At 62.1% G+C, this 25,327-nt stretch carries 29 protein-coding genes and 1 tRNA gene; 21 read left to right on the top strand and 9 right to left on the bottom strand.

Going from position 1 to position 25,327, the window contains the following annotated elements; all coding sequences use genetic code 11:
• The first annotated feature begins 156 nt into the window (after nt 1–156).
• Nucleotides 157–1,239: a nitronate monooxygenase family protein gene (locus H0X90_RS11660; protein ID WP_006484030.1), complete on the top strand. Its 1,083-nt coding sequence runs from the start codon at nt 157–159 to the stop codon at nt 1,237–1,239.
• A gap of 438 nt (nt 1,240–1,677) precedes the next feature.
• Nucleotides 1,678–2,820: a branched-chain amino acid ABC transporter substrate-binding protein gene (locus H0X90_RS11655; protein WP_006491874.1), complete on the top strand. Its 1,143-nt coding sequence runs from the start codon at nt 1,678–1,680 to the stop codon at nt 2,818–2,820.
• An 89-nt stretch (nt 2,821–2,909) separates the two neighbouring features.
• On the opposite strand, the gene H0X90_RS11650 is transcribed toward H0X90_RS11655, so the two are convergent.
• A complete protein-coding gene (locus tag H0X90_RS11650) occupies nt 2,910–4,127 on the bottom strand; it encodes an MFS transporter (RefSeq protein WP_012492273.1) in 1,218 nt (405 codons plus the stop codon).
• Nucleotides 4,128–4,365: 238 nt separating this feature from the next.
• On the opposite strand from H0X90_RS11650, the gene H0X90_RS11645 reads away from it, so the two are divergent.
• The 3 genes from H0X90_RS11645 to H0X90_RS11635 all read left to right on the top strand — a co-directional run bounded on the left by H0X90_RS11645 (nt 4,366) and on the right by H0X90_RS11635 (nt 7,089).
• A complete protein-coding gene (locus H0X90_RS11645; protein WP_006485629.1) occupies nt 4,366–5,025 on the top strand; it encodes a HugZ family protein in 660 nt (219 codons plus the stop codon).
• A 356-nt stretch (nt 5,026–5,381) separates the two neighbouring features.
• On the top strand, nt 5,382–5,675 hold the full coding sequence (locus tag H0X90_RS11640) for an H-NS family nucleoid-associated regulatory protein (protein WP_006491875.1): 294 nt from the start codon (nt 5,382–5,384) through the stop codon (nt 5,673–5,675).
• Nucleotides 5,676–5,931: 256 nt separating this feature from the next.
• Complete coding sequence (locus H0X90_RS11635; RefSeq protein ID WP_034201108.1) at nt 5,932–7,089, top strand: cation diffusion facilitator family transporter; 1,158 nt, start codon at nt 5,932–5,934, stop codon at nt 7,087–7,089.
• Nucleotides 7,090–7,140: 51 nt separating this feature from the next.
• Here the strand turns inward: H0X90_RS11635 and H0X90_RS11630 are convergent, their stop codons facing one another.
• From H0X90_RS11630 to H0X90_RS11620, 3 genes are all read right to left on the bottom strand, one after another.
• The gene (locus H0X90_RS11630; RefSeq protein WP_006477376.1) at nt 7,141–7,611 is read right to left on the bottom strand and encodes an Lrp/AsnC family transcriptional regulator; all 471 of its coding nucleotides are present in this window, start codon (nt 7,609–7,611) and stop codon (nt 7,141–7,143) included.
• Between the two features lie 79 nt (nt 7,612–7,690).
• Complete coding sequence (locus tag H0X90_RS11625) at nt 7,691–8,350, bottom strand: exonuclease (protein WP_006483674.1); 660 nt, start codon at nt 8,348–8,350, stop codon at nt 7,691–7,693.
• A complete protein-coding gene (locus H0X90_RS11620; RefSeq protein ID WP_006483678.1) occupies nt 8,347–8,991 on the bottom strand; it encodes an MBL fold metallo-hydrolase in 645 nt (214 codons plus the stop codon). The genes H0X90_RS11625 and H0X90_RS11620 overlap by 4 nt, the downstream gene beginning before the upstream one ends.
• A 655-nt stretch (nt 8,992–9,646) precedes the next feature.
• Between H0X90_RS11620 and H0X90_RS11615 the strand changes: the two genes are divergently transcribed.
• On the top strand, nt 9,647–10,258 hold the full coding sequence (locus H0X90_RS11615) for a septal ring lytic transglycosylase RlpA family protein (RefSeq protein WP_006483675.1): 612 nt from the start codon (nt 9,647–9,649) through the stop codon (nt 10,256–10,258).
• 78 nt (nt 10,259–10,336) lie between these two features.
• On the opposite strand, the gene rsmI is transcribed toward H0X90_RS11615, so the two are convergent.
• A complete protein-coding gene (rsmI, locus tag H0X90_RS11610; RefSeq protein ID WP_006483673.1) occupies nt 10,337–11,224 on the bottom strand; it encodes a 16S rRNA (cytidine(1402)-2'-O)-methyltransferase in 888 nt (295 codons plus the stop codon).
• Between the two features lie 46 nt (nt 11,225–11,270).
• Between rsmI and H0X90_RS11605 the strand changes: the two genes are divergently transcribed.
• The 7 genes from H0X90_RS11605 to H0X90_RS11575 all read left to right on the top strand — a co-directional run bounded on the left by H0X90_RS11605 (nt 11,271) and on the right by H0X90_RS11575 (nt 15,595).
• Entirely contained in the window at nt 11,271–11,699 is a 429-nt protein-coding gene (locus H0X90_RS11605; protein WP_012492275.1) for a YraN family protein, read from the top strand.
• A gap of 125 nt (nt 11,700–11,824) precedes the next feature.
• A complete protein-coding gene (locus H0X90_RS11600) occupies nt 11,825–12,409 on the top strand; it encodes an SIS domain-containing protein (RefSeq protein WP_006497445.1) in 585 nt (194 codons plus the stop codon).
• A 17-nt stretch (nt 12,410–12,426) separates the two neighbouring features.
• Nucleotides 12,427–13,227, top strand: coding sequence for a BON domain-containing protein (locus H0X90_RS11595; RefSeq protein WP_006483342.1), 801 nt, complete (start codon nt 12,427–12,429; stop codon nt 13,225–13,227).
• Nucleotides 13,224–13,586: a c-type cytochrome gene (locus H0X90_RS11590; protein ID WP_006497443.1), complete on the top strand. Its 363-nt coding sequence runs from the start codon at nt 13,224–13,226 to the stop codon at nt 13,584–13,586. Before H0X90_RS11595 ends, H0X90_RS11590 begins: the two co-directional genes overlap by 4 nt.
• A 66-nt stretch (nt 13,587–13,652) precedes the next feature.
• A tRNA-Ala gene (locus H0X90_RS11585) sits at nt 13,653–13,728 on the top strand.
• A gap of 556 nt (nt 13,729–14,284) precedes the next feature.
• The gene (locus H0X90_RS11580) at nt 14,285–14,614 is read left to right on the top strand and encodes a hypothetical protein (RefSeq protein WP_085519803.1); all 330 of its coding nucleotides are present in this window, start codon (nt 14,285–14,287) and stop codon (nt 14,612–14,614) included.
• 3 nt (nt 14,615–14,617) lie between these two features.
• The gene (locus tag H0X90_RS11575) at nt 14,618–15,595 is read left to right on the top strand and encodes a replication initiator protein A (RefSeq protein WP_196438148.1); all 978 of its coding nucleotides are present in this window, start codon (nt 14,618–14,620) and stop codon (nt 15,593–15,595) included.
• A gap of 291 nt (nt 15,596–15,886) precedes the next feature.
• Here the strand turns inward: H0X90_RS11575 and H0X90_RS11570 are convergent, their stop codons facing one another.
• Together H0X90_RS11570 and H0X90_RS11565 are read right to left on the bottom strand one after the other, a co-directional pair.
• On the bottom strand, nt 15,887–16,240 hold the full coding sequence (locus tag H0X90_RS11570) for an FxLYD domain-containing protein (RefSeq protein WP_085519801.1): 354 nt from the start codon (nt 16,238–16,240) through the stop codon (nt 15,887–15,889).
• Nucleotides 16,241–16,455: 215 nt separating this feature from the next.
• Entirely contained in the window at nt 16,456–17,148 is a 693-nt protein-coding gene (locus tag H0X90_RS11565; protein ID WP_196438147.1) for a hypothetical protein, read from the bottom strand.
• 231 nt (nt 17,149–17,379) lie between these two features.
• On the opposite strand from H0X90_RS11565, the gene H0X90_RS35740 reads away from it, so the two are divergent.
• The 8 genes from H0X90_RS35740 to H0X90_RS11525 all read left to right on the top strand — a co-directional run bounded on the left by H0X90_RS35740 (nt 17,380) and on the right by H0X90_RS11525 (nt 23,022).
• On the top strand, nt 17,380–17,541 hold the full coding sequence (locus H0X90_RS35740; RefSeq protein WP_230877722.1) for a hypothetical protein: 162 nt from the start codon (nt 17,380–17,382) through the stop codon (nt 17,539–17,541).
• Nucleotides 17,519–17,911, top strand: coding sequence for a TraK family protein (locus H0X90_RS11555; protein WP_196438146.1), 393 nt, complete (start codon nt 17,519–17,521; stop codon nt 17,909–17,911). The genes H0X90_RS35740 and H0X90_RS11555 overlap by 23 nt, the downstream gene beginning before the upstream one ends.
• A gap of 342 nt (nt 17,912–18,253) precedes the next feature.
• Nucleotides 18,254–18,616, top strand: coding sequence for a conjugal transfer transcriptional regulator TraJ (traJ, locus tag H0X90_RS11550; RefSeq protein WP_196438145.1), 363 nt, complete (start codon nt 18,254–18,256; stop codon nt 18,614–18,616).
• A 119-nt stretch (nt 18,617–18,735) separates the two neighbouring features.
• Nucleotides 18,736–19,503: a P-type conjugative transfer protein TrbJ gene (gene trbJ, locus H0X90_RS11545; RefSeq protein WP_330165461.1), complete on the top strand. Its 768-nt coding sequence runs from the start codon at nt 18,736–18,738 to the stop codon at nt 19,501–19,503.
• A gap of 203 nt (nt 19,504–19,706) precedes the next feature.
• Complete coding sequence (trbL, locus tag H0X90_RS11540; protein WP_196438144.1) at nt 19,707–21,176, top strand: P-type conjugative transfer protein TrbL; 1,470 nt, start codon at nt 19,707–19,709, stop codon at nt 21,174–21,176.
• Nucleotides 21,177–21,241: 65 nt separating this feature from the next.
• A complete protein-coding gene (locus H0X90_RS11535; RefSeq protein WP_095412726.1) occupies nt 21,242–21,532 on the top strand; it encodes a type I toxin-antitoxin system ptaRNA1 family toxin in 291 nt (96 codons plus the stop codon).
• Nucleotides 21,523–21,861: a HigA family addiction module antitoxin gene (locus H0X90_RS11530; RefSeq protein WP_095412727.1), complete on the top strand. Its 339-nt coding sequence runs from the start codon at nt 21,523–21,525 to the stop codon at nt 21,859–21,861. The genes H0X90_RS11535 and H0X90_RS11530 overlap by 10 nt, the downstream gene beginning before the upstream one ends.
• 399 nt (nt 21,862–22,260) lie before the next feature.
• On the top strand, nt 22,261–23,022 hold the full coding sequence (locus H0X90_RS11525) for a TIGR02391 family protein (protein ID WP_196438143.1): 762 nt from the start codon (nt 22,261–22,263) through the stop codon (nt 23,020–23,022).
• Nucleotides 23,023–23,166: 144 nt separating this feature from the next.
• Here H0X90_RS11525 and H0X90_RS11520 read toward each other — a convergent pair whose 3' ends face one another.
• Together H0X90_RS11520 and H0X90_RS11515 are read right to left on the bottom strand one after the other, a co-directional pair.
• Nucleotides 23,167–24,099, bottom strand: coding sequence for a retron St85 family RNA-directed DNA polymerase (locus tag H0X90_RS11520; RefSeq protein WP_196438142.1), 933 nt, complete (start codon nt 24,097–24,099; stop codon nt 23,167–23,169).
• Nucleotides 24,086–25,030, bottom strand: a complete 945-nt coding sequence (locus tag H0X90_RS11515) for a retron St85 family effector protein (RefSeq protein WP_230877723.1) — start codon at nt 25,028–25,030, stop codon at nt 24,086–24,088. The genes H0X90_RS11520 and H0X90_RS11515 overlap by 14 nt, the downstream gene beginning before the upstream one ends.
• Between the last annotated feature and the right edge of the window lie 297 nt (nt 25,031–25,327).

The raw sequence follows: 25,327 nt of genomic DNA, 5'->3' as shown, positions 1-25,327 counted from the left end.
CCACCAATCGTTCGATGCTGCAGTGCACGCGCCCGTTTCTCGCGCAGCGATCGTTTCGATCTCGATTATTCATTTTTCGGCGCCGCGCCGCTTCGATAGAGTCGATGTGTCGGCCTTTACAAAGCGCTTTCGCGCATCGTCATCGAAGGATTCGCCATGTCTGCCCGCTCGTTGTCCACCCCCTTTTCCGAACGCTTCGGCCTGCGTCTGCCGCTCGTGCAGGCGCCGATGGTCGGCGCGACCACGACCGCGATGGTCGCCGCCGCGTCGAATGCCGGTGCGCTCGGCAGCCTCGGCGCCGGCGCGCTCGCGCCCGAGCGCATCGAGGCCGAAGTCGCCGCGATCCGCGCGGCGACCGATCGCCCGTTCGCGATCAACCTGTTCGTGTTGCCCGATGAAGCCGCGCCCGATGCGGCGACCGTCGCGCGTGCGCTGGCCGCGATCGACCCGCTGAACGCGACGCTCGGCTTGCCGCCGGGCACGGCGCCCGCGCGCTATGCGCCCGATTTCCGCGCGCAGCTCGATGCGCTCGTTGCGCTGCGCGTGCCGGTCGCGAGCTTCACGTTCGGCGTGCTCGACGCGGCCGACGTCGCCCGCCTGAAAGCCGCCGGCACTTATGTGATCGGCACCGCGACGCACGTGGCCGAAGGGCTCGCGTGGCAGGCGGCCGGTGCCGACGCGCTGTCCGCGCAGGGCGCCGAGGCCGGCGGCCATCGCGGCACCTTCATCGGCTCCGCCGACGACGCGCTGATCGGCACGCTCGCGCTCGTCCCGCAACTCGTCGACGCGACGGGGCTGCCCGTGCTGGCCGCGGGCGGCATCATGGACGGCCGCGGGATCGCGGCCGCGCTCGCGCTCGGCGCGCAGGCCGCGCAACTCGGCACCGCGTTCCTCACGTGCGCGGAAAGCGCGATCGCCGCGGACTGGAAGGCGCGTCTGCTCGCGAGCGCCGATACGTCGACGCAGGTCACGCGCGCGATCACCGGCCGTCACGCACGCGGGCTGCGCAACACGCTGATGGCGCGGCTCGGCGAGCACGTGGCCGACGCGGCACCGTATCCGGTGCAGAACGCGCTGACCCAGCCGCTGCGCCAGGCCGCCGCGCGCGCGAACGACGGCGACTATCTGTCGCTGTGGGCCGGGCAGGGCGCACCCCTCGCGCGGCGGCGCGGCGACACGCTGACGACGTCGCAACTGGTTGCCGCGCTCGACGCCGAATGGCGCGCCTCGGCCGCCTGAACCCCGCATCGGCCGCCAGAAATCGTTCATGTCGGACGACGAAACGCGTGTGCCGTCACACGCGTTTCATTCAACGATCCCGGGCACAAAATACCGAATCGAAATACCCCGGGAATGCGTTGAAACGACCTTTCAAAAGATCGCCGGGAATTAGCGGAAACCCTTATCCGGCGGGGCTTGCGGCGATATTCGAGTCCTCCTTCCAAAGCGCGCGTATCGGTAGTGTTACCACTACCCCAAAAAAGTCCCACAAATTAATTTGATCACCTACACTTGCGCGCAAGTACGGGCGGGTGGCCGCTAAAAGCGGCTGTTTTCACGTGCTTGAGGCCAAGTGCATGAACGATGCAACCGGCGAATCGTCCAGTGATTGCAAACACGGGGATGGCAGCGGGGCACCGGGCGATGGCGTTTATTGGGACCGAACTGGAGACTTACATGAATATCAAGATGCAAAAGCTGTTGCCGATCACCGCCGCGGCGATGCTGTGTGCTGCAGCTGCAAGCAACGCGTCCGCCGATCAAGTCGTCAAGATCGGCCACGTCGCGCCCTTGACGGGCGGCATTGCACACCTGGGCAAGGACAACGAAAACGGCGCACGTCTCGCAGTCGAGGAGATCAACGCGAAGGGTCTCACGATCGGCGGCCAGAAGATCACGCTGCAACTGGACCCGCAGGATGACGCCGCCGACCCGCGGCAGGCGACGCAGGTTGCGCAGAAGCTCGTCGACGACAAGGTCGTCGCGGTGGTCGGCCACCTGAACTCGGGCACGTCGATCCCGGCCTCGAAGATCTACAGCGATGCGGGCGTCGTGCAGATCTCGCCGTCGGCGACCAACCCGGCTTACACGCAGCAGGGCTTCAAGACCACGTATCGCGTGGTCGCGACCGATGCGCAGCAGGGCCCGGCACTGGCCGACTACGCGCACTCGAAGGGCATCAAGAGCGTGGCGGTGGTCGACGATTCGACCGCGTACGGCCAGGGTCTCGCGAACGAATTCGAGAAGAAGGCGAAGGCGCTCGGCCTGAAGGTGATGTCGCATGACGCGACGAACGACAAGGCAGTCGACTTCCGCGCGATTCTGACCAAGATCAAGGGCGAGAACCCGGACGCGATCATGTACGGCGGCATGGATGCCACCGGCGGCCCGTTCGCGAAACAGGCGAAGCAGCTCGGCCTGCGCGCGAAGATTTTCGCGGGCGACGGCGTGTGCACGGAAAAGCTGGCCGACCTGGCCGGCGACGCGACCGACAACATCGTGTGCTCGGAAGCCGGTGCTTCGCTCGAGAAGATGCCGGGCGGCGCGGCGTTCAAGGCGAAGTACGAGAAGCGTTTCGGCCAGCCGATCCAGATCTACGCACCGTTCACGTATGACGCCGTGTACATCATCGCCGACGCGATGAAGCGCGCGAACTCGACGGACCCGGCGAAGATCCTCGCGGCGATGCCGGCGACGAAGTACACGGGCGTGATCGGCACGACGACCTTCGACTCGAAGGGCGACCTGCAGCACGGCGTGATCTCGCTGTACAACTACAAGAGCGGCAAGAAGTCGCTGCTCGACGAAGTGAAGATGTAACGCGACAAGCGGTCAACAGAAGGGGTGAAAGCGCGCATGCGGCAACGCATGCGCGTTTTCTTTTTGGGCCGGCGTGCGCAGCCGTGCCGTCAGATCTTCAGGTGCGACAGCACCTTCGGCGCGACGAGCGCAACGAGCGCCGCGCACAGCGCGACGACCGACAGGCCGATCGTCAGGTTCGCGGCCTGCGCGACCGCGCCGATCACGACCGGACCGAACAGCAGTCCGAAATACGCGAGCCCGGCCACGTGCGCGAGCCCTTCGGCCGCGTGGATGCCTTTCACGCGCGCGGCGGCCGCGAACAGCACGGGCATCATGTTGGCCAGCCCGAGACCCATCAGCGTGAAGCCGGTCAGCACCGCGGCCGGATACGGCAGCAGCAGCGCGCCGATCATCCCCGCGCACGCGAGCGACGCGCTCGCGAACACGAGCTGCGGCGCGCCGAAGCGGGCGCGCACGGCGTCGCCCGCGAAGCGCGCGAGGGCCATCCCGCCCGAGAACGCCGCGTACGCGGCGCTCGCGAGCGCCGGGCTCGCCGCGACGACGTCGCGCATGTAGACCGTCGCCCAGTCGTACATCGCGCCTTCGGCGATCAGCGCGATCAGTGCGATGCCGCCGAGCATCCACAATGCGGGCGAGCGCCAGCGGTTGCCGCCGCCGTGCGCCTGTTCGTGGTGCGGCACGTGCGGCAGCACGGCCGGGCTCGCGGCCACGAGCACCGCGGCGCTTACCGCCGCCGCGAGCGCGAGATGCGCGACCGGCGCCATGCCGGCCGACAGCAGCGCGCCGCCGGCCGCTGCGCCGGCCATCCCGCCGATGCTGAACATCCCGTGCAGCGACGACATGATCGGCTTGCCGAGCGCGATTTCGACCGCGCTGGCCTCGGCATTCATCGCGACGTCGAGTGTCGCCATCGAGAAGCCGAACAGCGCGAGCACCGCGAGCAGCATCCAGTAGTCGGGCACGACGAGGATCAGCGCCGCGCACGCGGACATCACGAGCCCGCCGGCGAGGCACGCGGTGCGCGAGCCGACGCGCGCGATCCAGCGCGCGATGGTCAGCATCGCGGCGATCGACCCGCCGGCGACCGCGAACAGCGCGATCGACAGCAGCCCGGGGCTCAGCGCGAACTTGTCGCGCACGGTCGGCACGTGCACGCCCCACGACGCGTACATCATGCCGGCGACGAAGAACAGCGCCATCGACGCCGTGCGCGCACGCTGGCGGGCCGGCAGCGACAGCACGCGATGCGCGTCGGGCGGCGCGGCGAACGGGGACGACGATTCGGGGGAGGAGGATTCGGACACGGGAAGGCTCGTCAGGAAAATGCGCGGGCGCACGCGGCGCCCGTCGGACCTGTCCGATTCTATCGAACCGCTTACGATCCTGCCGGGCGATGGCCGTTCGGCCGATGCGCTGGAGAGCGGGTCGTCTCGCGGTGGCGCCCCGGTGACGGACTGGCCGTTCGGCCGATGCGCGGCACGCGGCGTGCGCGGGTAACATCGAAACCATGCCCGATGCGCCCTTTCGACCGCAGGAGTCCCCTTGAACATCGATCCCGCCTTCGCCCTGCATCTGCTGCACCGCTGCGCGCTCGGCACGCTTGCAACCCATGCGCGCGAACCGCAGGGCTTTCCGTATCCGACCGTCGTGCCGTTTGCACCCGATGCGAGCCATCGTCCCGTGATCCTGGTGAGCGGCCTGGCCGAGCACACGCGCAATCTCGTCGCCGATCCGCGTGCGGGTTTCCTCGTCGTCGATGCCGGCGACGGCGACGTCCTGAACGCCGAGCGCGCGACGCTGTTGGGCCGGTTCGTGCCGCTCGGCGACGATCCGCACGTCACCGCGCGCTACCTGCGCTACGAACCGGACGCCGCACGCTATCTCGCGCTCGGCGATTTCGCGTTCTGGGCGCTCGAGATCGAGCGGCTGCGCTACATCGGCGGGTTCGGGCGAATGGGCTGGGTCGACGGCACGCAGCTCGATGCGCTGCCGCCGCTCGCGTTCGACGACGAGCAGGCGCTGTGGCACGCGTACGAGGCGGGCGACGCACGCCGCGACGGGCTCGACCTGCTCGGCGTCGATCGCCATGGCGCGGACTGGCGATGCGACGGCCGCCGGGTGCGCACGCCGTTCGACGCGCCGTCGGCCGACATCGGCGCGCTGCGCGACCGGCTGATCGCCTGCGCACAGGATGTGACGTGACGTCGCGGGTCAGTGATGAGTCCGTTTAGCAAACCGCGTCATGTGGTTTTCGCAAAACTGTCGTCCGATGAAAGCTTTGATTTTTTCGAATGCAGGGTAATTGCGTATGTTGATAGACCTAATAGTCAATCGCTAATGTCCTAATCTCTGTGTAGGAGCGTAAAAATTTGAGAAAAGGCCGCGGCCGGTCAAAATGACATGTGTGAATTACAATGGGTCTCGGTATTTTCATGAATCTCGCTTCTATCAAATCTTTTTTGTGCTAATCTCTGCCTTCGAAAATCCGAGGCACATATATTTCATGAATGGTGAGCTGGCTGCAGACCGGCGCCATTGGTCAGATAGAAAGGGAAACTATGTCTTCTTACAAGGACCTGCTGGCCCAGCGGGAGAAGCTGGAGAAGCAAATCGAAGAAGCGAAGTCGCGTGAATACGCTGAAGTGCTGAATGACGTGAAGCAGAAAATTGCCGACTACGGCTTTTCGCTCGCCGAACTCGGTCTCAGCCGCGCGAAGGCCGGCAAGGTCGGTCGTCCGCGCGCAGGCGTGGCGGCAAAATACCGCGATCCGGAAACGGGCGCGACGTGGTCGGGCCGTGGCAAGCCGCCGCGCTGGATCGCCGGCAAGAACCGCGAACAGTTTGCGATTTAAACGTTCGTTTAGGTTGCCCGCTCTTCAAAAGAGCCGCGTGTCCGTCGAGGAGCGCGGCTTTTTTGTTTTCCGGGCGCCGGCGGCCCGCTCGGCGCCGTCATAAAAATGTAAGAAACGTCGTGTGAATGAAAATGCGACACGTTCGTATAAGCGGTTGATTTAAATGAGAAATTTGTGGGTATTGGAAGGGCTTGCGGGGCGCTTTTGATAGAATTGCGTATCGCACACCGATGCGCACACCGATATCTCATATTTCATGTCTACGTTTTCCGGCGACGCGCAGAGCGCAGATAAGCACGCAGTTGCGCGCAAGAGCACGCTCGTCAGTATTGTCCTGAATGTCGTGCTTGCGACATTTCAGATCGTCGTCGGCGTGATTGCGCATTCGCAGGCATTGATTGCTGACGGTGTGCATTCGATTTCCGATTTGATCTCGGATTTTGTCGTGCTGGTTGCGAATCGGCATAGCGGCGCCTCGCCGGATGCCGACCACAATTACGGCCATAGCCGCTACGAGACGGTCGCGTCGCTGTTTCTCGGCGCGATCCTGATTGCAGTCGGTATCGGCATGCTCTGGCGTGCCGGCGATCGCCTCGTTAATCTCGAAAACATTCCGGCCGTGCATTTTTCCGCGCTGATCGTTGCGCTGACGGTGCTCGTGTCGAAGGAAGCGCTGTTTCGCTACATGCTGCGCGAAGCGCGGCGCGTACGCTCGGCGATGCTCGTCGCCAACGCATGGCATGCACGTTCGGATGCCGCGTCGTCGCTCGTCGTCGCGATCGGCATCGTCGGCAGCCTGGCCGGCGTGCGGTTGCTCGACCCGATCGCGGCTGCGATCGTCGGCTTCATGGTCGCGCGCATGGGCTGGACGTTCGGCTATGACGCGTTGCAGGACCTCTCCGACCGCGCGCTCGATACGGCCGACACGGCCGAGATCCGCGCGCTGCTCGCCGCGACGCCCGGCGTGCGCGACGTGCACGACCTGCGCACGCGCAAGATGGGTGATGCCGCGCTCGTCGATGCGCACATCCTCGTCGATCCGAAGATCTCCGTCTCCGAAGGGCACTACATCGCCGAGACCGCGCGGGCGCGCGTGCTGTCCGACCCGCGCGTGCTCGATGCGCTGATCCACGTCGACCCGGAGAACGATGCGGCGCGCCGTCCGGCGCTCGCGCTGCCGCCGCGCGGCGAGCTCGCGGCGCGGCTCGAGGCCGCGCTCGCGCAGCGCGGCCTGCGCGCGGCGGCGATCAACCTGCATTACCTGAGTACGGGGCTCGAGGTCGACGTGACGCTCGACAGCGATCCGCGCGACACCGATGCGGCGCTGGCCGGCCGGCTCGACATCGAGACGCTGAAGCGCGAATTCGGCGCGCGCCGGATCGGCTTCACGCGCACGTTGCCCGCGCGGACGTGACCGGCAACCGGCAACCGTGAACGCGGCCCGCCGCGGGGGCGGGCCGGCGCGTTACAGCGGCAGTTGCGTGTCGAACTTGATTTCGCGCAGCACGACGCTCGTGCGCACCTGCGACACGGCCGGGATCTTGAAGATGCGTTCGTGCAGGAACACGTCGTAGGCCTTGATGTCCGGCGCGACGATCTTGAGGATGTAATCGGCTTCGCCGGTCGTGCTGTAGCACTCGGTGACTTCCGGGCAGGTCGCGATCTCGCGCTCGAACTGTTCGACGCCGCCTTCGTTGTGGCGCGTCAGGTGCACGTGCGCGAGCGCGCAGACGTGCAGGCCGAGCTTCTCGCGATCGAGCAGCGCCGTGTAGCGCTGGATCACGCCCGACTGTTCCATGTCCTTGATGCGGCGCCAGCACGGCGTGCTCGACAGGCCGACCTGGTCGGAGATTTCCTGAACGGAACGGCGCGCGTCGAGCTGCAACAGGCGAAGGATTTTTTGCGAAAAGGAATCGAGCGTCACCTGCGCCTCCATGCGGCAGCTACAACACGCTGAATGTTAGAGGGCCGGGAAAGGAAAGGCAATCTGGCGACGCGCTGTTGAGCGAGATTCGCTAATTTGCCCGCGGATCCGTGGGATTTTGTCCTGCCCCCGCGCTTTCCGACCGATCGGTATCCGATACGGCCAGGCCCGCCAGCGCGGCCTGCTGTCGGCGCAGGTCGGCGAGCATGTTGCAGAACAGCGCGCCTTGCTCGATCGCATCGTCGAGCGCGACGTGCGTGTGCGGATGATCGTCGAACCAGTGCTTCGGAAAGCGCGGCTTGATCGCCTTGCGGTACGGCAGGCCGGTCATCGCGAACGCGAGCGTCTTGATGTCGAGCGCCGACCACGAGAACGGGCAGCGCCCGGCGAAGCGCATCATGTACCAGAACATGAACGTGAAATCGAAGCCGGCCGGCATCGCGACGAACACCGGCTTGCCAGGCAGCGCCTCGACCCATTCGACGTAGGCGACCAGCGCCGCCTCGGGCGTCTGCAGATCGCGCCGGCACGCGGCCCAGGCTTCCGGCTCGGTCTTCCACCACGCTTCCTGCACCGGGTGCGCGTGCGCGCCGGGCAGCGTCTCGAGGTTCGCCGAGAACGTCGCGATCAGCTGCTTGTCCTCGGTATAGGCGGCCGACGCGAAGCTCAGCATCGAATGCGGACCGGGAATCGGGCCGTCGGCCTCGACGTCGGTGCTGACGTAAATTTCGGGGATGGCGGTCTGGTTCATCCGAATACCTTGTCGGACACGAACGGATTCGTGCGGCGCTCGTCGCCGAACGTCGACACCGGGCCGTGGCCGGGGACGAACGTGACGTCGTCGCCGAGCGGCCACAGCTTTTCCTTGATCGAACGGACGAGGTCCTCGTGATTGCCGCGCGGGAAATCGGTCCGGCCGATCGAGCCCGCGAACAGCACGTCGCCGACGATCGCGATGCGATGCGCGCGGCTGAAGAACACGACGTGGCCCGGCGTGTGGCCCGGGCAGTGATAGACCTCGAGCGTCTCGTCGCCGAACCGCACGGTGTCGCCGTCGTTCAGCCACTGGTCGGGCTCGAAGCTGTCGGCGGCCGGGAAGCCGAAGCGCTCGCTCTGCATCGGCAGCTTCTCGATCCAGAAGCGCTCTTCTTCCTGCGGCCCTTCGATCGGCACGCCGTAGTGCGTCGCGAGCGTCTTCGCGCCCGCGCAGTGATCGATGTGCCCGTGCGTGAGCAGCACCTTCTCGACCTGCACGTTCTGCCGCGCGACTTCCTGTTCGATCCGGTCGAGATCGCCGCCCGGATCGACGACGGCCGCGCGGCCCGTCTTCTCGCAGACGAGCAGCGAGCAGTTCTGCTGGAACGGCGTGACCGGAATGAGCGTGACTTTCATGGGAGCACCGGCGGCTAAAAGGAGCGATTGTACCGGTCGCGCGTGCGGGCTGCCGGGCGTGCGATGCATGCCGTGGCGCGCGGATGCGGGCATTCCCGGAGCATGTCGATTGTTACAGCCATAGCGAGAATCAATGGTGCGCCGGGGGTGCTTTTCGAGACAAGGTTTTGATTTATGTATAATGCGCCCCATTGCGCGTGAATTTCACGCAATTCGCTGGTGTTTCGGCCCCGTTAAATGAGGCGTCCGATTCACCGTCAAGCATCGGCCGCCGGGGAGTCCGGCGGTGTATCCAGCACCGAGCATTCGGTGCTCACGTCTTGTCCGGCCGGGTGCTGCGCGCCCGCCTGCGGCCCTGCTGCCGCGCCGCCGGATGAGGCCTGTGCCGCCGTTCCTGTGCGTTGGTCGTATCGACGCGCGCGAACGTGAAGCCATGTTCGATGGCGGCATGTGGGGTCTGGTCAGGCTGTTGGGGACAGGTTGCGCCAGACGTGAAAACTAATCAGGACGGTTGCGGCCTAGACGAACGCCGCGCCCATGCTAGCCGCCTGCTCGCCTTCGAGCGGGGCGTGCACGCATTTGCCGTCCGGGTCGCATCTCTGCGTTGTGTAGCAGCGTTGTATCGATGCGGCCCGAACCAGAAGGCGACACGTCGATGAATTTACGTTTTCCGAGCCGATTCGGAACCATTGCATTGTTTTTTGCGCTGACGGGCTGTGCGGTGCCACCCAGCCAGACCACCGGCAGCGTGAACCAGAAGAAGGCGGTCGACAAGACGGCCGCTGCCGCGAAGGCGGACGACGACAAGCAGCCCCTCAGTTTCGATTCCGCGCTGGCATCGATGCCGGCGGCCGACAGCAAGGACGCGAAGAAGTCGTCGCTGGCGGACGCCGAGCCGATCGACGGCAAGGATGTATCCGATTTCCGCCAGACCGGTCGCGCATCGTGGTACGGGCGGGACTTCCACGGCCGCCGCACCGCGAACGGCGAACGCTTCAACATGAACGCGTTTACCGCCGCGCACCGCACGCTGCCGCTGTCGTCGTACATCAAGGTGACGAACGCATCGACCGGCAAGTGGGTCGTCGTGAAGGTCAACGATCGCGGGCCGTTCAAGCGCGGTCGCGTGCTCGACCTGTCGTACGCGGCGGCCAAGGTGATCGGCCTCGTGCACGCCGGCACGGGCCGCGTGAAGATCGAAGGGTTGTCGCCGCAGGAAGCACGCGAGGCCCGCGACGAAATGTTCGCGTCGATCTCGGCGAAGTAACGCGGCCAATCGTCCGCTCATGCACAAAGGGCTGCCTTCCGGCAGCCCTTTGTCGTTTCCGCGCGGCGGCGGTGCGCGTCAGCCTTCCGTGCCTTCCTTCAGCACGAGCGCACGCGCATACAGCGCGTTGCGCGATGCGCCCGTCAACGCGGCCGCGAGCTTTGCCGCGCTTTTCACCGGCACCTCTTCGAGCAGCAGCCTGAGCAGCGCGTCGTGCGCGGCGTCGTCGGCTTCGCCGCTTGCCGCCGGCGCACCTTCGACGACCAGCACGAACTCGCCGCGCTGCCGGTTCGCGTCGCCGGCGAGCCAGCCCTGTCCTTCGGCCAGGGTGCCCTGGAACAACTGCTCGTGTAGCTTGGTGAGTTCGCGCGCGATCAGCAGCCGGCGCGCGGGGCCGAACGCGTCGGCGAGCGCGGCGACGGTTTCGGCGATCCGGTGCGGCGCTTCGTAGAACACCAGCGCGTACGGGTGCGACACCAGCGCCTGCAGCGCGCTCGCGCGCTGTTTCGCCTTCGGCGGCAGGAAGCCCGCGAACGTGAACGCGCCGGCCCAGTCGCCGGCCACGCTGAGCGCGGTCACGGCCGCGCTCGCGCCAGGCAGCGGAACCACCGCGAAGCCGGCCGCGCGCACGGCGTCGACGAGCCGCGCGCCGGGGTCCGAGATGCCCGGCGTGCCGGCGTCCGACACATAGGCCACGCGTTCGCCGCCGCGCAGCAGCTCGATCACGCGCTGCGCGGCTTCGCGTTCGTTGTGCTCGTGCACGGCGACGAGCGGTTTCGAGATCCCGTAGCGGGCGAGCAGCTGGCCCGTGTTGCGGGTGTCTTCGGCCGCGATGCGGTCGGCGAGGCCGAGCACGTGCAGCGCGCGCAGCGTGATGTCGGCCGTATTGCCGATCGGCGTGGCGACCACGTAGAGCGTGGCGTCCGGGTAGTGCTGCGTATGCGCGAGTTCGAGGAGGGCAGTCATGGCAGGCAATGCACGCAATCGCGGCACGAGCGGAACAAGGACGGCATTGTGCCACGCGGCGCCGGCGCGGCCGGAGGGCGCGCGCGGTCGGCCACGTTCGGGCGACAACTTTTCCGGCGCGGCGCGATCCAAACCGGTCGGCGCCGCGTTCGAGCAGCGCGCGCGGCAGTTTCTCGAGCGTCACGGTCTGGGGTTCGTCGCCGCGAACGTGACGATGCGCGGCGGCGAGCTCGATCTCGTGATGCGCGAGCCCGACGGCATGCTCGTGTTCGTCGAGGTGCGCGCGCGGCGCAGCACCCGGCATGGCGGCGCGGCCGCGAGCGTCGGCTGGCGCAAGCGGCGGCGTCTGGTCGCGGCCGCGCTGCAGTTCTGGTCGCGGCACGGCGCCGGTGCCGCGTGCCGTTTCGACGTCGTCGCGTTCGAGGCCGGCCGGCTTGCGTGGCTGCGCGACGCATTTCGTACCGACGACGCGTAGGGCGAGCTGTGACGAGATGTAAAGAGTTCTTGCCGGACCCCCGGAGAGGGCGCCGGAGTACGGTAAACTCGCCGCACCCACGATGTCGCGCGAGTGGTGCCACGCGCCCAGTTCACCAGGAATCGATGTCAGTCGAACGTATTCAGCAACAATTCCGCGACAGCGCCGCGCTTCATGCCGAAGCGGCCGACGCGCTGTCGCTGCCGATCGCAGCCGCGGTCGATGCGATGTTCGCCGCGCTGGCGAACGGCAACAAGATCGTCGCGTGCGGTGACGGCCCGTCGGCCGCCGCCGCGCAGTACCTCGCCGCGTCGCTCGTCGGCGGTTTCGAGCGCGAGCGTCCGGGCCTGCCCGCGATCGCGCTGGCCACCGACGCGTCGCAGGCCGGCCTCGCCGGCGCGGCCGCCGCCGAGCAGTTGTTTGCGCAGCAGGTGCGCGTGCTGGGCCAGACGGGCGACATCCTGCTGGTGCTCGATGCGGGCGGCGCATCGCCGCGCGTGCTCGCGGCGATCGACGAGGCGCACGAGCGCGAGATGACCGTCGTCGCATTGACGGGCGGCAACGACCACACGGTCGCGGCCGCGCTGTCCGACACCGATATTCCGATCAGCGTGCCCGCCGTTCGCGCGGCGCGCATCCACGAAGTCCATCTGCTGACCATCCACAGCCTGTGCGACGGCATCGACGCGATGCTGCTGGGTGAGGATTGAACGAAGGAGAGCCGTCGATGAATCAAAGCCGCGTCAAACAGACGCTCGTCAGAACCACGCTGCTCGCCGCGCTGACGGCGGGCCTCGCCGTATCGCTGCAGGGCTGCGTGCTCGGGGTCGTGGGGGCCGCGGCCGGCGGCGGCGCGCTGATCGCGACCGATCGCCGCACGCTCGGCGCCCAGACGGAGGATCGCGAGATCCAGGTCAAGTCGCTCACGCAGATCAACAACGGGCTGCCGGACCAGTCGCACGTGAACGTGACGGTGTTCAACCGCCGCGTGCTGCTGACGGGCGAAGTGCCGAACGATGCGTCGAAGCAGCGCGCCGAGGAAATCGTGCGCGGCATCAACAACGTGAACGGCATCGTCAACGAGCTGTCGGTCGAGCCGGCGTCGTCGCTGTCGTCGCGCGCGAACGACTCGTACCTCGAAGGCCGCGTGAAGTCGGAGCTGATTGCGACGAAGGGCATCTCGGCGAACTACTACAAGGTCGTCAGCGAACGCGGCAATCTTTACCTGATGGGCCTCGTGACGGTGGACGAAGGCAATCGCGGCGCGGAAGCCGCGAGCCAGGTGCCGGGCGTCGAGAAGGTCGTGAAGGTGTTCCAGTACGTGAAGCCGCAGGACGCGCAGGCGCTGCAGGACGCGTCGCCCGCGAGCGGCGCCTCCGGCGCGCAGGCGGCTGCCGCACCGGCGGACAACGCGACGGTCGGCGCGGTGCCCGACGCGTCGGTGCAGTCCACGCCGCTGCAGCCGCCCGCGCCGATCTCGAATTCGTCGAGCGTGCATCCGGGCAATCCGAAGGCGAAGGCGCAATGACGGGCATGCAGATCAAATCGATGAAACGCCGGATGGTGCAGGGCGCCGCGGCCGCGGCGCTCGTGGCCGGCACGCTGGGCGCCGCGCATGCGGACGTCGGCGACGGCCTGAAAGTTGCGCGCAGCAACGCGTGCATGGGCTGCCATGCGGTGGACCGCAAGCTCGTCGGCCCGTCGTTCAAGGATATCGCCGCGCGTTACAAGTCCGATCCGCAGGCCGTCGCGAAGCTGTCGAAGAAGGTGAAGGACGGCGGCTCCGGTGTGTGGGGCGCGATTCCGATGCCCGCGCATCCGCGCATGAGCGACGCCGACGTCCGGTCGGTGGTCGAATGGGTGCTGGCTGGCGCGCCGTCAAAGTAACGCGTCGGGGGTGACGTAACCCCTATTGCCAAGCGCGGAAATGCGTGTGTATGATGATTGACTGTTGGGGCGGTAGCTCAGCTGGGAGAGCGTCGCGTTCGCAATGCGAAGGTCGGGAGTTCGATCCTCCTCCGCTCCACCATAAATTCCAGTAAAAACAACGCACTACGTCTAGCGATGTAGTGCGTTGTTTTGCATTTGGAAGCAGGTTTTGGCACACCACGTGTGCCAAATTTGTGCCAAGGTGTGCAGCGCATCCCCCGCACCGCATGCATGACATTGCAGCAAATTGCGGGTACGATTCTTGGCAATCGCGCTGAAGACGTACAGAACGGCTACGAGACAAAAGCAAAGGGCAAGGGGTCTAGCAAACCGCACCTTGCCCACAAAGCGTGGAGCCACGGACTGTTCAGCAGCCCCTGCCATAAGCGGATTGGCGGGTGAGCCAGAAAGGATGCCGAAAGCAATCGCCAGGTTTATGACTTCCACCGGTCAGGATGAGGCCGGAAACTAACTGGACAGCATAGCTTGGAGAGCGAGGGAATCATGGGGGACGACCCCGCCGTACAAGTGCTCGCTGCTAATTTGGGCAAGTAGCGATAAGCGTAAAGTCTTCGTCCATCTGGGCAAGGTACGGAACCGCGGACTCATCCGAACTTGGCTGGTCATCGACCAGCCGGGATCGGAGCGATTCGCCCATGAAATCTCTGCTCACCGTAGAACAACTTTCCAACTACCTTCATAAGTCTGTCGCAAGCATCCGCAGCGACGCTACTCGCAATCCGCAGTCCCTTCCGCCGATTTGCCGTCTGCCGAACACCAAGCGGTTGCTTTGGCGGCTCGAGGACGTAGAACACTGGTTGGCGGCTCATGTCGAGGGTCTGTCGCGCCCGGCGGTCTCAGTTTGCTCTGATGATCCGCGACCACGCCGAGGCCGACCTACCAAAGCCGAGCAGGTTGCCCGGCAGCGGAGCCAGCATCGCAAGCAAGCCAGCGTCCATCTCACCGAAGCTGCGGCCGAGGTGTAAGCGATGCAAGCCTTTATCGCCGAAGCGACGCCGCTGGCGTCGCCGGGCGAGGCTTGCGATGCGTCTGCATCGACGTATTCGCGCCTTGCACCACTCAGGCACCGACAATGCGATTTCTTCGTCGCCGACATTCTCGATGCTTCGCCGAAGGACGACCTGGCAAGCATGGAGCACCCGCTGTTCGCCCTGCGCGCCGGCGACCGACGCATACGTGTGTACGAACGAAAAGAGACTAGGGTAACTGTCAAACCGGGAGTTGATGGCTGCGCGACGATTCACGACAAAGATCTATGGATCTACTGCATCAGTCAGTTGGTCGCGGCGAAGAACCGTGGCCGCGAGATCACGCGCACGGTGCGCTTCACGGCCTACGATTTTCTGCACTCGACCAATCGCGACACCAGTGGCCGCGCCTATATTCGCATGGGAGAGATGCTGGCGCGACTCACTGGCACACGCATCGAAACCAACATCGAGACGGCCGGCAAACGCGAACGCGGGTTCTTCGGATTGATCGATTCCGCCAAGGTCATCGAGCGAGACGGAGGCGATCGCATGGTAGCCGTGGAAGTGACATTGCCAGATTGGCTGTTTCGCAGCGTGGACGCCATGCAGGTGAAAACCCTTTCGCCCAACTACTTCCGCTTGCGCAAGCCATTGGACCGACGCATCTACGAGCTAGCCTGCAAGCACTGCGGCAATCAGCCAACGTGGAAATCTAGTATCGCCACGTTGCACGAAAAGAGCGGCAGCGCCGACAAGCTCTTCAAGTTCCGGGCAGCCATCAAAGCGTTGGCGGCGTCCGGCGAGTTACCCGACTACCGCATGGCCTACGATCCCAAAGCCGACAACGTGACGTTCTACGCCAACGGCCCAAAGGGGTATCGGGCCGAGATCGCAGCCATGATGAAGGGCATGCCTCACACGTCGGCCAAGGCTCGCGAGAAGGCCCATGCTCGTAAGCGCTGTGGACCAAAATGATGCTGACCTCGCGTGCCTATCGTTGTGGATAACCGGCGCTCGGATGTGAATCACCACGTGCCTTCAGGGATGCGGGGCAGTGAGTTACCACGTGCTTTTACGGATGAGCTACTTCGTGCTTTTAGGGATGGGAACGTCCCAAGAAGCCTTGCGTAGCAAGGGTTTCAAGAACCGTAACGCGCGCGCGCGATTTAACTCTATGTAAACCTTAACGTCTAAGTTGTGTGCCACGGTAGCTAGCGCGCGGTTCGCTCGCCGGGGTGGCCGGCGCTGATCGTCGGAGTCCGTGACTCAGGGAACCGTGCGCAGCGTGGTCAGCTTGGCCGACTTGATCGCCTCGAAAAAACCACCGCTCTTAAAGCGTGCGGTCTCGCCAGGGCCAAGGTGATCGAAGATCACGGTGGCCCCGCCCTGGCTCACGTGGTCGTCTGCCGCATAACCCTTGAAGGCTGCCGCGACGTAAACTGTGCGATCCGCATTGTTGGTGATTTGCCCGACAACGGAGTTGTTCTCGCCAACCTGATATGTGATGTCGATGTTCCGAGCGTATTGCCCGTCGTAGTCTGCTTCGGCGTGCGCCGTCAGGCTGTATGTCGCGGCGATCGCAAGCAATCCGAACACGAGTTTGGGGCGGTTGAGTTTCATAGTTTCCTCTCAGGTTGATAGCGTTGTTGTGACAACTCGCGCTCGTGCCGGGGGGAGGCGCATGTCCTTCATCTGTCGAGAAGCCTCGACTTGGCGGACAAAATTAGACGGTCATGTGGCCCGGTGCTGTATCGAAGCGTTGCCGTCCAATGTATGTCGCTGACACTTGAGGGACGCGAGTAGCCGAATTTTAGCCGCTAAAATTTTCTGGCACGTCAACTGACCCAATCTAGCCGTTTGGCGAGGACGTCCCATCGCGCTCGGGACGATGCCCACGCGACCTCCATGTCAGGTCGAGACACGATCCAGCTCGTCAACTCGGAATCAACGGCTTGTTGAACGCCAAGGCGGGAGAGTTCCTGCTGTATTTGATCGCTATCCAGGCAGAGCCTCAGACACCTGCATATTCCCTTGCCGTCGAGGCCGAGAGGAACGATGGCCTCGACTTCGAGATGCAGCCGATACAAGGCGACAGCTTTTGCCAAACTCGCGAGAGAGAGGGGCGCGCGCTCTAGTTCGGCCAACAGCAGGTCGGCCTCAAATTCAGCAAGCACCATATCGAGTGTTTGCCATTTCTCCAGCTCAACGGAGACTATCGACCGCAACTCGTTCAACTGCCCCCACATCGCCTTCCATAGTGCGGCCGGTCCGTCCTCATGAAGAACGTCAGCGTCAGTATCAAGGCGTGTCAGTAGCTTCCTTTGCTGAGCAGACAGTGGTTTTGCGCCACCGAAGTTGGCCCGCCATTTTCCGGACTGCTGAGTAAACATGCCGAGATTGTCGTCAAAGCGAACCGCGAACTGATGCGGATTCTTCGCTCCTATGCGAGCGGCCAGTACGTGCAGCAACGCAGCCGCACGCATTCCGCCTTGCCTTTTTTCAGATTCACTTCGTGCCGGTCGTGCCATAGGTCTTTAAGTCCTAGTAAGAAAACCCATCAGTTATTGGCGCTTTGATTCTATACCGGCTTGTTCAAAAATTCGCGTAACGATCTCAATCAACCTCAGTCAACCTCAATCAACCGGAATCAAGCCAAGTGTGTGAGTTCAATGTTCGACATCCTGAAAGATCGGTACGGTGCAGTCATGACGCTTGAGCAACTAGCGGCTACGTTGAGACGGAGGCCGGAGGGCTTGAGGATGGCGCTGCTCAAGCCGAAGAGCGAGTGGGCGCATCGACTCAATAGTCACAAGTTCTATGTTGGGCGGAGGATGTACTTCCCAACCGAAGCGGTCGCCCACCTGCTCGATTCGGGCTGTGAATTGCAAAGAGGCGGAAATGGCGAAAAATTTTTCGGATGAGTTGGCTGCGTGGGTAGAGCAGCGGCGTCATTCGGCGAAGCACAAGCGCAATGAGTATCTAGTTGCCTTCCTGGCCGTACGTAATGACGTGATCGAGGCCACGTCTGCCGGATACGCACTCAAGACCATTTGGGAACACATGCGGGCGACAGGGCGTGTGTCATTTCGCTACGAGACGTTCCTCAAGTACGTGCGACGGCATATCGCGGATTCGTCAGTCCCTGGAGTCACACCCGCTCGGCGTGGGATCGATAGGGCGCGCAGCGACAAGTTAAAAACCAACGGAATTGGTTCGCCAAAGAAGGGGGAAATTCCAGCGATTGGTGGCTTCAGCTTTAAGGCGACCCCAAACGGGGATGAACTGCTTTGATGGTCGCGCTTCATCGCTGCGGATGTGTGATCGATGCACGACTGAATCGCAATCGAAACGCTGTAATCGCACTAGCTTCACTGTTTTCCGTGCGCTGATTCGCTACTGCCGCGCTATCGCGTTTCGATAGCGCCTCAGCAGCGAGACAGATGGTGTTCGGGGCATGTGAATGTTGTGCGCGAATCTCGGGGCAGGATAGGTGAAGTTAGCTAACCGGCGAAGCCGGATATCTATCTTCACTTCCCTTATTCGCGCCTACGGCGCTCAACGGGAATCCTGCTCTGCGAGGAAGCGGCTACCGCCGCGAACTGCCGGAACAGCCGGCTCGAACTCGGATAAACGATGGGAAACGGTAAGAACTCGACGACGCACAAACGTGGCCTTCACCTTCGCGTGCCCGTGCTGCCTGACGAGGAAGCGGCCATTCGTAGCAATGCGGCAAAAGCCGGCCTGAGTGTGGCGGCCTATCTGCGCAACGTTGCGCTTGGCTACGAGATACGCAGCATCCTCGATTACACGTACATCGCCGATCTCGCGAAAGTGAATGCTGACCTCGGCCGCCTTGGCGGACTGCTGAAACTCTGGCTGACGAACGACAAGCGGGTTGCCGGGTTCAGCCAGTCCACGATTCTCGCCTTGCTCGCAAAGATTGAGGGCACCCAAAACGAGATGCGCCAGATCATGGCGCTGGTTGTGGCGCGATGATTTTGACGTGGCTGAACGCCAAGAAGGTGTGTCGTTCAGCCAGTGGTAGATGAGGGGGCAACGTCTGCGGCCTACCTGGCGTTCCAACTGATTCGTATGAAACAGATAGGAGATCACTTGTGAAGATGAAAATTTTAGCGGCTAAAACCGTCGTACTCGCGTTGGCAATCGGCGGTGCGGTATCGCATTCCGCACTGGCTGGCGGCATTCCAGTGATCGACGTTACGAACGTCATGCAGACAACGATCAGCGCAATCAACAACGTGCAAGCCGTTCAGAAGCAAATCGAGCAATACACAACGCAGTTGCAGCAGTACCAGAACATGCTCCAGAACACGCTGGCGCCAGCCGCTTATGTGTGGGATCAGGCGAGTCAGACAGTCAACAAACTCCTGCAAGCGCAGGACATGCTGAACCACTACAAGAGCCAGGCGGGCAACATCGACAGCTATTTGTCACGCTTTCAGGACGTCGCCTACTACCGTTCGTCGCCGTGCTTCACCGCGAATGGCTGCTCGGATGCGCAACGACAGGCGCTGCTTACTGCGGAGGCGAACGGCTCGGAAGCACAGAAGCGTGCGAATGATGCCGTGCTGAAGGGCGTCGATCAGCAGCAACAAACGCTTTTGACAGACGCCGCTAACCTGCGCGTCCTACAGGCTCAAGCCTCAAGCGCGCAGGGCCAAATGCAGGCGATCCAGGCGGCCAATCAACTTGCCAGTGCGCAGACGAATCAGCTACTGCAGATTCGCGGATTGCTGACTGCCCAATCAGCAGCGGCAGCTACTCGCGCTCAAGTGGTCGCCGATCGCGAGGCTCAACAAGTTGTGGCTGACCAACAGGCTCTGGCTGGCAAGAACACGCGTAGCTCGTCGGAGAAGTGGTGAGGTGATCGCTATGAAAGTCGCTGTCGTACTGACCGGCTTGCTTGTTGTATTGAGTTCATTGTCCGGCTGCAATCAGAAGCCCGTCCAATTGACGTGCAAGGACGACCCCACAGGCAGGCCCAAGGCTGAACAACGAGCTATCGCGGACGCGTGTGCCTTGGGGGGCAAGAATAGCCCCAGCTCTCAAGAGAAATGGTGATGAAATGAAAAAGGTACCTGTGCTGCCAAGCGTTTTCATGGCGCTGCTGTTCTTTGCTGCCCACGCGCACGCCGCTCCGTTGGACAGCGGTGATCTGTTGAACAACATCCTGCACAAATACGCGGACGTTGCGAGCACTTGGCAAAACAAAATGGTCAGTTACGCGAACTGGCTGTTTTGGGGGTTGGTATTGATTAGCATGGTGTGGACGTTCGGCCTGATGGCGTTGAAAAACGCTGGGCTTACCGAGGCACTAGCGGAGCTGGTGCGTTTTTTTGCAGTGACAGGCTTCTTCTGGTGGATTCTCTCGAACGGGCCGGCAATGTCGATGTCGATCATCGATTCGATGCGCATGATGGCCTCGAACGCCTCCGGCGTCGGTAACAGCCTATCGCCATCCGGCATCGTCGATATTGCTTTCAGCATCTTGGAGAAGACAAGAGCCGCTGCCGACTTCTGGTCCCCGGTTGTATCGGCCATCATGTTGCTAACTGCGGTGGTCGTTCTCGTCGTTATGGCGTTGATCGCAGTCAACATGGTTCTGTTGCTGGTAGCCGGCTGGTTCCTCGCGTATGGCGGTGTGTTCCTCCTTGGCTTCGGCGGAGGGCGTTGGACCACAGATATCGCTATCAACTACTACAAAACGGTCCTGGGGCTTGGTGTGCAGATCTTTGCAATGATCTTGCTTGTCGGGATCGGCCAGTCGTTTGTCGACCAGTACTACGCGGCATTTCAGAACGGGAAGCCGGACTTGAACAGCCTTTGTGTGCTTCTTGTCTCGGCTGTCGTGCTGCTTGTGCTTGTCACCAAGATTCCCCCGATGCTGGCGAGCGTTGTCGGGGGAGGTTCGAGTGCAGGTATCGGTAGCTTCGGCGCGGGTGCTGCGGTCGGAGCGGCAGGTTTTGCCGCGAGCGCAGCAACTTCGGTTGGCTCTGCCGCTATGGCTGGCGCCACGAGCGCAGCGGGCGGTGCAAATGCGCTCAAGGCTGCCTTCCAGAGCGCGCAACAACACATGGCCGAAGGGTCGGGCATGTTCAGTGGCAGCGGTGGTGGTGGCTCCGGCGGCCTCGGTGGTGGTAGTGGCGGTGGCGGTAGTGGTAGTGGCAGCCTCGGCGGCGGCGCCAGCAGCTCGTCGGGCGGCAGCGGCGGTTTCAGCTCGTTCATGAGCAACGCAGGCCGTTTCGCGGCCGACATGGGGAGCAACCTCGCGAAAGGCGCCGGCCAGGTCGCAAAAGACAAGGCCGCGTCGATGATTGACTCGGCGAAGGAACGCATCGGCCAAACCACGGGCGGAAGGATCGCGGCGGCAATCCGCGGAGGCTCGGATTACCGGGACTCAGCTGGCGCGGATACGGCGAGCTTCGCCGGCGACAGTCTCGGCGCCGGCAACGATCGGCGCCAGCAGCAGAACCCGATGAATGACGAAGTAGCCGCGTTCGTGAACCAGGATCGTTCCTCGCGAGAGGAAACCTAGAAAGCGCACCGGCCGGCGGCAACCGGCCGGCACTTCCACAACAGCACCTACTTGAGAGGTGAAGTATGGCAACCATGCATGATACCGAAGCTCGCGAAGTTATCCATCACACGGCGATGCGACTCGCGGCCCTAGAATTCATAGATCGGCACGCCGCTAAGGATCTGTCTCAAATGGCGGAGGCCGTTGCAAACCTATTCGTGGTCGTCTTCTACCAGGCCGAAACGGGCCGGGCGACGCGCTCGGATTTCAGAGAGGCAATGACGGCCGTACGCCAAGCGTTGCAGCAGTATGCAGAAGCTTCGAAGTGCCACGGCGTCATTTCGGGGAAGGGGGCCGACAAGGCATGGTCATAAAAAATCATCCGCACCCCGGCGAGCAGCTGCGCGAGGATATTTGCTGTCGGCTCGGCCTCGATGTAGCCGGTGCAGCCAAACGGCTCAGGGTGTCACGCTCGATGCTTTCGCGCGTGCTCGATGGCCGCGCCAGCATCAGCCCCGATCTGGCGATGCGCCTCGAGCGCTCCGGATTCAGTTCTGCGAGCTTCTGGATGGCCCTGCAAAGCAACTATGACCAGTGGCGCAGGGAGCTAGATCTGGCCCATATGTTGGATGGCATTACCCCTGATAACTTGCATGGTGAGGTTGATTTCGGGTCGGCGGCTGGCTGCAAAACTGCCGACTAGGACAAATTGGGACGGCTATGATCGCAGATAGAAACGAGAAGCAATCGGACGTCAATCTCGGCCCCAAGCCGAGCGGCGGTGAAGCCAACGCAAGCCACGTGTTGAGTGCCCGGGAGGAGACAGCAAATCGCAACGTCCTCGCCGATCGGTCTGACGCTCCAGGACCAAGGTTCATAGACGAGATTGGCCCTCTCGACGTCATTCCACTGTTCATCACGAGGGCCAACGCTCGCGAACTGCTCGGCCGCCGTCCCGGCGAAACGGTAGCGCAGGCGCTAGCGCGGATGGCCAAGGACGGTTAGTGCGTACTCGCGAAGCACGACCGCTTCGTCGAGCCGAAATGCCCCGAGTTCTATATGTCTGATAATGTTCTTTATCGAATATATGGAGGTGGCGTGGATGCTCGAGCTGACAAAGAAGTTTCCTGACGCTGAGGTGCTCCTTGGGCTTGAGCCGGAGGAGCTTGCAATGGAGGTGCTCTTTATCCTGAAAGAGAAACCAGCGATGCCGGGCCTCTACACGCCCGATGCCTTCTTCCCCCGTCTCCTCAGTTCCGACTATAGCCTTACGCAGGCTTATCCTCCGCACCTCCTTAAAGACGTACAACTCGCCGTCATGGAGGCCATCAGCTGGCTAGTCACGCACGGACTAATTGTCCGCTGCCCGGAGGTAAAACAGCCCTCGAGCGGAGCTTGGCGCCTGAGCCGACGCGCGCGAGGCTTCCAAGATCGACAGGCCTTTGTTGACCATCAGACCGCGCAGCTACTGCCGAAGCAGCTACTGCATCCGAAACTCACAACGAATGTATGGCTGTCGTTCATGCGTGGTGACTATCCGACAGCGGTGTTTCAGGCCATGCGTGCTGTCGAAATTGCGGTTCGGGAAGCGGCCGGGTATTCGCAGTCGGAGATCGGTGTGAATCTGGCCCGAAAGGCGTTCAACAAGGAAAACGGGCCGCTCACTGACCGGACGACAGAAGAGGGCGAGCGCGATGCGCTGAGCGCGCTATTTGCTGGCGCGATTGGTTCCTACAAGAATCCGCACTCGCACCGCAACGTACCGATCGACACGCCGCGTGAGGCGATCGAAATGATCATCCTGGCCAGTCACCTGCTGGGCATCGTCGATGCGCGGGCAGTTGCACGGAGAGCAGTGCAGTGAGCGAACTCGTCACGCTCAACGGCATGACGACGCCGGCATTGGTCACTGTCGCTGACGAGCGGGCCAGTGGCATAAATGAAACCACCGGACTCGGCGTCGAATTGATCGGCTTTTAGAGTCCATTTTTCTGCCAAACAGAGCCGATCACGTTCCGCTTGCGTGCATAAGTTTGGCGTAGGCTTCCTTCCCAATCATTCGGACTATCGACTGAATAAATTGGGGTTCAATTGACATTGCGAACGCCAATAAACCGCGCAGTCTACTTACTTCCTCGTTCGACAATGCTCCGCGAGAAAAGCGATGCGCCATCGCACGCAAATCGCGCTTTTTCTCGCGGCCAAGGGAGACGGTGCCATCGTTGGTAAGGATGAGTCCCGTCAACTGTCGCTGAAATTTCTTTGAGGTAAAGACTGTCTTTTTTTCGTTCAATGCCAAGCTGGGATATTCCAAATCCCGGCAAGTTTTTCGAATGAAATCTTGTAAAGCATCGAGAACATGCGGTATATCCGTGGAGAAGGCAAGATCATCCGCATAGCGCGTATATGCTATGTCATTTTCTCGGCAGTAGTCCGCAATGGCGATATCGAACGGGTACATAATAGTGTTCGATATCGCAGGTGAACTTGGTGCCCCAATTGATAGCACCATTTCACCGTTTTCGCTGTCCAATCTGAACAGCAGTCGCATCAGAGCTGACTTGTCGGCCGTCGACAGGTCAGTATGATGCGTCAAATGTGCGCGCAAATCTCTTGCTTGAATCGAAGGGAAAAAATCCTTAAAATCAAGCTTGAGTAAATATTTTCTCGTCGCGTGTTTCTTTGCGTGATCTTTGATTCCCAGTCCGGGCCTATATGCTATCGCGGCCGAGTGCACCGGGAGTTCGCTGATGTAGGTGGATACAATCCATCGTTGCACTAGCTTCAATTCGGCCGTCGGTTGCGCAATCTCGCGCAACCCTCGACCATTCCGTTTCTCTATGGTGTGAACCTTGTAGCGACGTGGGGCGGTTTTAATTAATAACTCAACCTCCGCGCGCGAAAGCGGGAAAGCCGCTTGCAAGCGATCAATTAGATCCATGCGACACCCCTCCCTGGACCTGCTCGTAAGCCTTCCTTCGAGCCGTTTCCTTTTTTAAGAGCTCGAAAGCTGACATTTTAAATCTGGTGCGATCGAACTTTTCATCGGCGACAGCGGAGTCGTAGTCGAGATAGGATTGCCTATTTTCTCTCGGAGCGATGATGTATTTTTGACCATATTGTCGTCGATCGTCAACCAAATGAAATAGCTTTAATTGACCAACCAGCCTACGAAATATCGATCGATCAATGGCCGCTCCCATGAATTCTAGGAGACCGAGTAGTTCTTTTTCCGTAAGAGCCCCGAAAAGCTCAACTAGGTCAGCTATTAGTAGAAGTTGATCGCGTACTTGAGAGGGAGACAGTAATTCTTTTCGAGGGTGATCATCCACCTTGGCTTGTAGGGCTTCGGCCACTAAAGCTGCCTCGTCGTAAAAGCCCTCTGGCGTCTCAGACTCTATGACGCACACGGAGTCATCGGAATGAGCGCCGATCAATTTTCGGATAGGGCCATGAACAACGAATGAATCTTTCTCGAAATATGAGCGACTGATTACTACCAGTAGGCGCTCAGAGAGAACGTCATCCATGCAAAATGCCCCCAACTCGGCGAGTGCACCCCCGCTTTCTGAGAAGAGCAATATCGCTCCAGATAAAGCGCCAGCATCCCGCTCAAATTCGACAAGGTTCTGGTAACCCTCGAAGCGATTCCACTCCGGGAAATATTCAGGAAGTTGGAATTGGTCGGCCAAGGGATGTCTATTCTCACCAGTCCAGTTGAGAAAGACGTTTCGAAACGAAGAGTTGCGGTGCTCCGGTTCGATTCCAATCGGACCACTACCGAAGATCAGAATAATCTTCGGTCGCCGAAGAAGTCTCGTTTTACTTGGTGCAACGCTATTCTTGAATTGTTGTAATGCGCTAGCAAGCAAAGGTCAATTACCTGAAGATAGGCACGAAAGCGGCATGCGCCGAATCGGGACCCACTGGACACGGATTCGGCGCATGCCGCTTTCGTGCCGTTGTTGTAGTCCACTACAGCTCAGTCTGGCGAAACGCCCGACAATTGATAGCAAAAAAATGTCTGCTACCGCGCGTAATTGAGCCCTCATTCTGGCACACGAATGGAACATTGGCAACGGCGGGGACGCCCGGACGGCCGTGGAGCCGAGAAGCGGTGAACGGGAATCCAGTTGGCATCGTTTTCGGAAAACCAGATGGACATAACA

Source organism: Burkholderia sp. 9775_39 (assembly GCF_015712225.1).
In the GTDB taxonomy this organism is placed as follows: domain Bacteria; phylum Pseudomonadota; class Gammaproteobacteria; order Burkholderiales; family Burkholderiaceae; genus Burkholderia; species Burkholderia cenocepacia.
Note: the sequence above shows the minus strand (reverse complement) of the source record. Positions and strands in the feature narration are given on the sequence as shown.

Excerpts from the sequence above, each read along its gene's own strand:
- H0X90_RS11520 (WP_196438142.1), bottom strand. The coding sequence starts at position 24,099 with ATGGATCTAATTGATCGCTTGCAAGCGGCTTTCCCGCTTTCGCGCGCG.
- H0X90_RS11635 (WP_034201108.1), top strand. The coding sequence starts at position 5,932 with ATGTCTACGTTTTCCGGCGACGCGCAGAGCGCAGATAAGCACGCAGTT.
- H0X90_RS11570 (WP_085519801.1), bottom strand. The coding sequence starts at position 16,240 with ATGAAACTCAACCGCCCCAAACTCGTGTTCGGATTGCTTGCGATCGCC.
- H0X90_RS11565 (WP_196438147.1), bottom strand. The coding sequence starts at position 17,148 with ATGGCACGACCGGCACGAAGTGAATCTGAAAAAAGGCAAGGCGGAATG.
- H0X90_RS11630 (WP_006477376.1), bottom strand. The coding sequence starts at position 7,611 with ATGGAGGCGCAGGTGACGCTCGATTCCTTTTCGCAAAAAATCCTTCGC.
- H0X90_RS11530 (WP_095412727.1), top strand. The coding sequence starts at position 21,523 with ATGGTCATAAAAAATCATCCGCACCCCGGCGAGCAGCTGCGCGAGGAT.
- H0X90_RS11535 (WP_095412726.1), top strand. The coding sequence starts at position 21,242 with ATGGCAACCATGCATGATACCGAAGCTCGCGAAGTTATCCATCACACG.
- H0X90_RS11615 (WP_006483675.1), top strand. The coding sequence starts at position 9,647 with ATGAATTTACGTTTTCCGAGCCGATTCGGAACCATTGCATTGTTTTTT.
- H0X90_RS11580 (WP_085519803.1), top strand. The coding sequence starts at position 14,285 with ATGAAATCTCTGCTCACCGTAGAACAACTTTCCAACTACCTTCATAAG.
- H0X90_RS11590 (WP_006497443.1), top strand. The coding sequence starts at position 13,224 with ATGACGGGCATGCAGATCAAATCGATGAAACGCCGGATGGTGCAGGGC.
- H0X90_RS11655 (WP_006491874.1), top strand. The coding sequence starts at position 1,678 with ATGAATATCAAGATGCAAAAGCTGTTGCCGATCACCGCCGCGGCGATG.
- H0X90_RS11660 (WP_006484030.1), top strand. The coding sequence starts at position 157 with ATGTCTGCCCGCTCGTTGTCCACCCCCTTTTCCGAACGCTTCGGCCTG.
- H0X90_RS11575 (WP_196438148.1), top strand. The coding sequence starts at position 14,618 with ATGCAAGCCTTTATCGCCGAAGCGACGCCGCTGGCGTCGCCGGGCGAG.
- trbL (WP_196438144.1), top strand. The coding sequence starts at position 19,707 with ATGAAAAAGGTACCTGTGCTGCCAAGCGTTTTCATGGCGCTGCTGTTC.
- traJ (WP_196438145.1), top strand. The coding sequence starts at position 18,254 with ATGGGAAACGGTAAGAACTCGACGACGCACAAACGTGGCCTTCACCTT.
- H0X90_RS11640 (WP_006491875.1), top strand. The coding sequence starts at position 5,382 with ATGTCTTCTTACAAGGACCTGCTGGCCCAGCGGGAGAAGCTGGAGAAG.
- H0X90_RS11555 (WP_196438146.1), top strand. The coding sequence starts at position 17,519 with ATGGCGAAAAATTTTTCGGATGAGTTGGCTGCGTGGGTAGAGCAGCGG.
- H0X90_RS11595 (WP_006483342.1), top strand. The coding sequence starts at position 12,427 with ATGAATCAAAGCCGCGTCAAACAGACGCTCGTCAGAACCACGCTGCTC.
- H0X90_RS11600 (WP_006497445.1), top strand. The coding sequence starts at position 11,825 with ATGTCAGTCGAACGTATTCAGCAACAATTCCGCGACAGCGCCGCGCTT.
- rsmI (WP_006483673.1), bottom strand. The coding sequence starts at position 11,224 with ATGACTGCCCTCCTCGAACTCGCGCATACGCAGCACTACCCGGACGCC.
- H0X90_RS11625 (WP_006483674.1), bottom strand. The coding sequence starts at position 8,350 with ATGAACCAGACCGCCATCCCCGAAATTTACGTCAGCACCGACGTCGAG.
- H0X90_RS11620 (WP_006483678.1), bottom strand. The coding sequence starts at position 8,991 with ATGAAAGTCACGCTCATTCCGGTCACGCCGTTCCAGCAGAACTGCTCG.
- H0X90_RS11525 (WP_196438143.1), top strand. The coding sequence starts at position 22,261 with ATGCTCGAGCTGACAAAGAAGTTTCCTGACGCTGAGGTGCTCCTTGGG.
- H0X90_RS35740 (WP_230877722.1), top strand. The coding sequence starts at position 17,380 with ATGGCGCTGCTCAAGCCGAAGAGCGAGTGGGCGCATCGACTCAATAGT.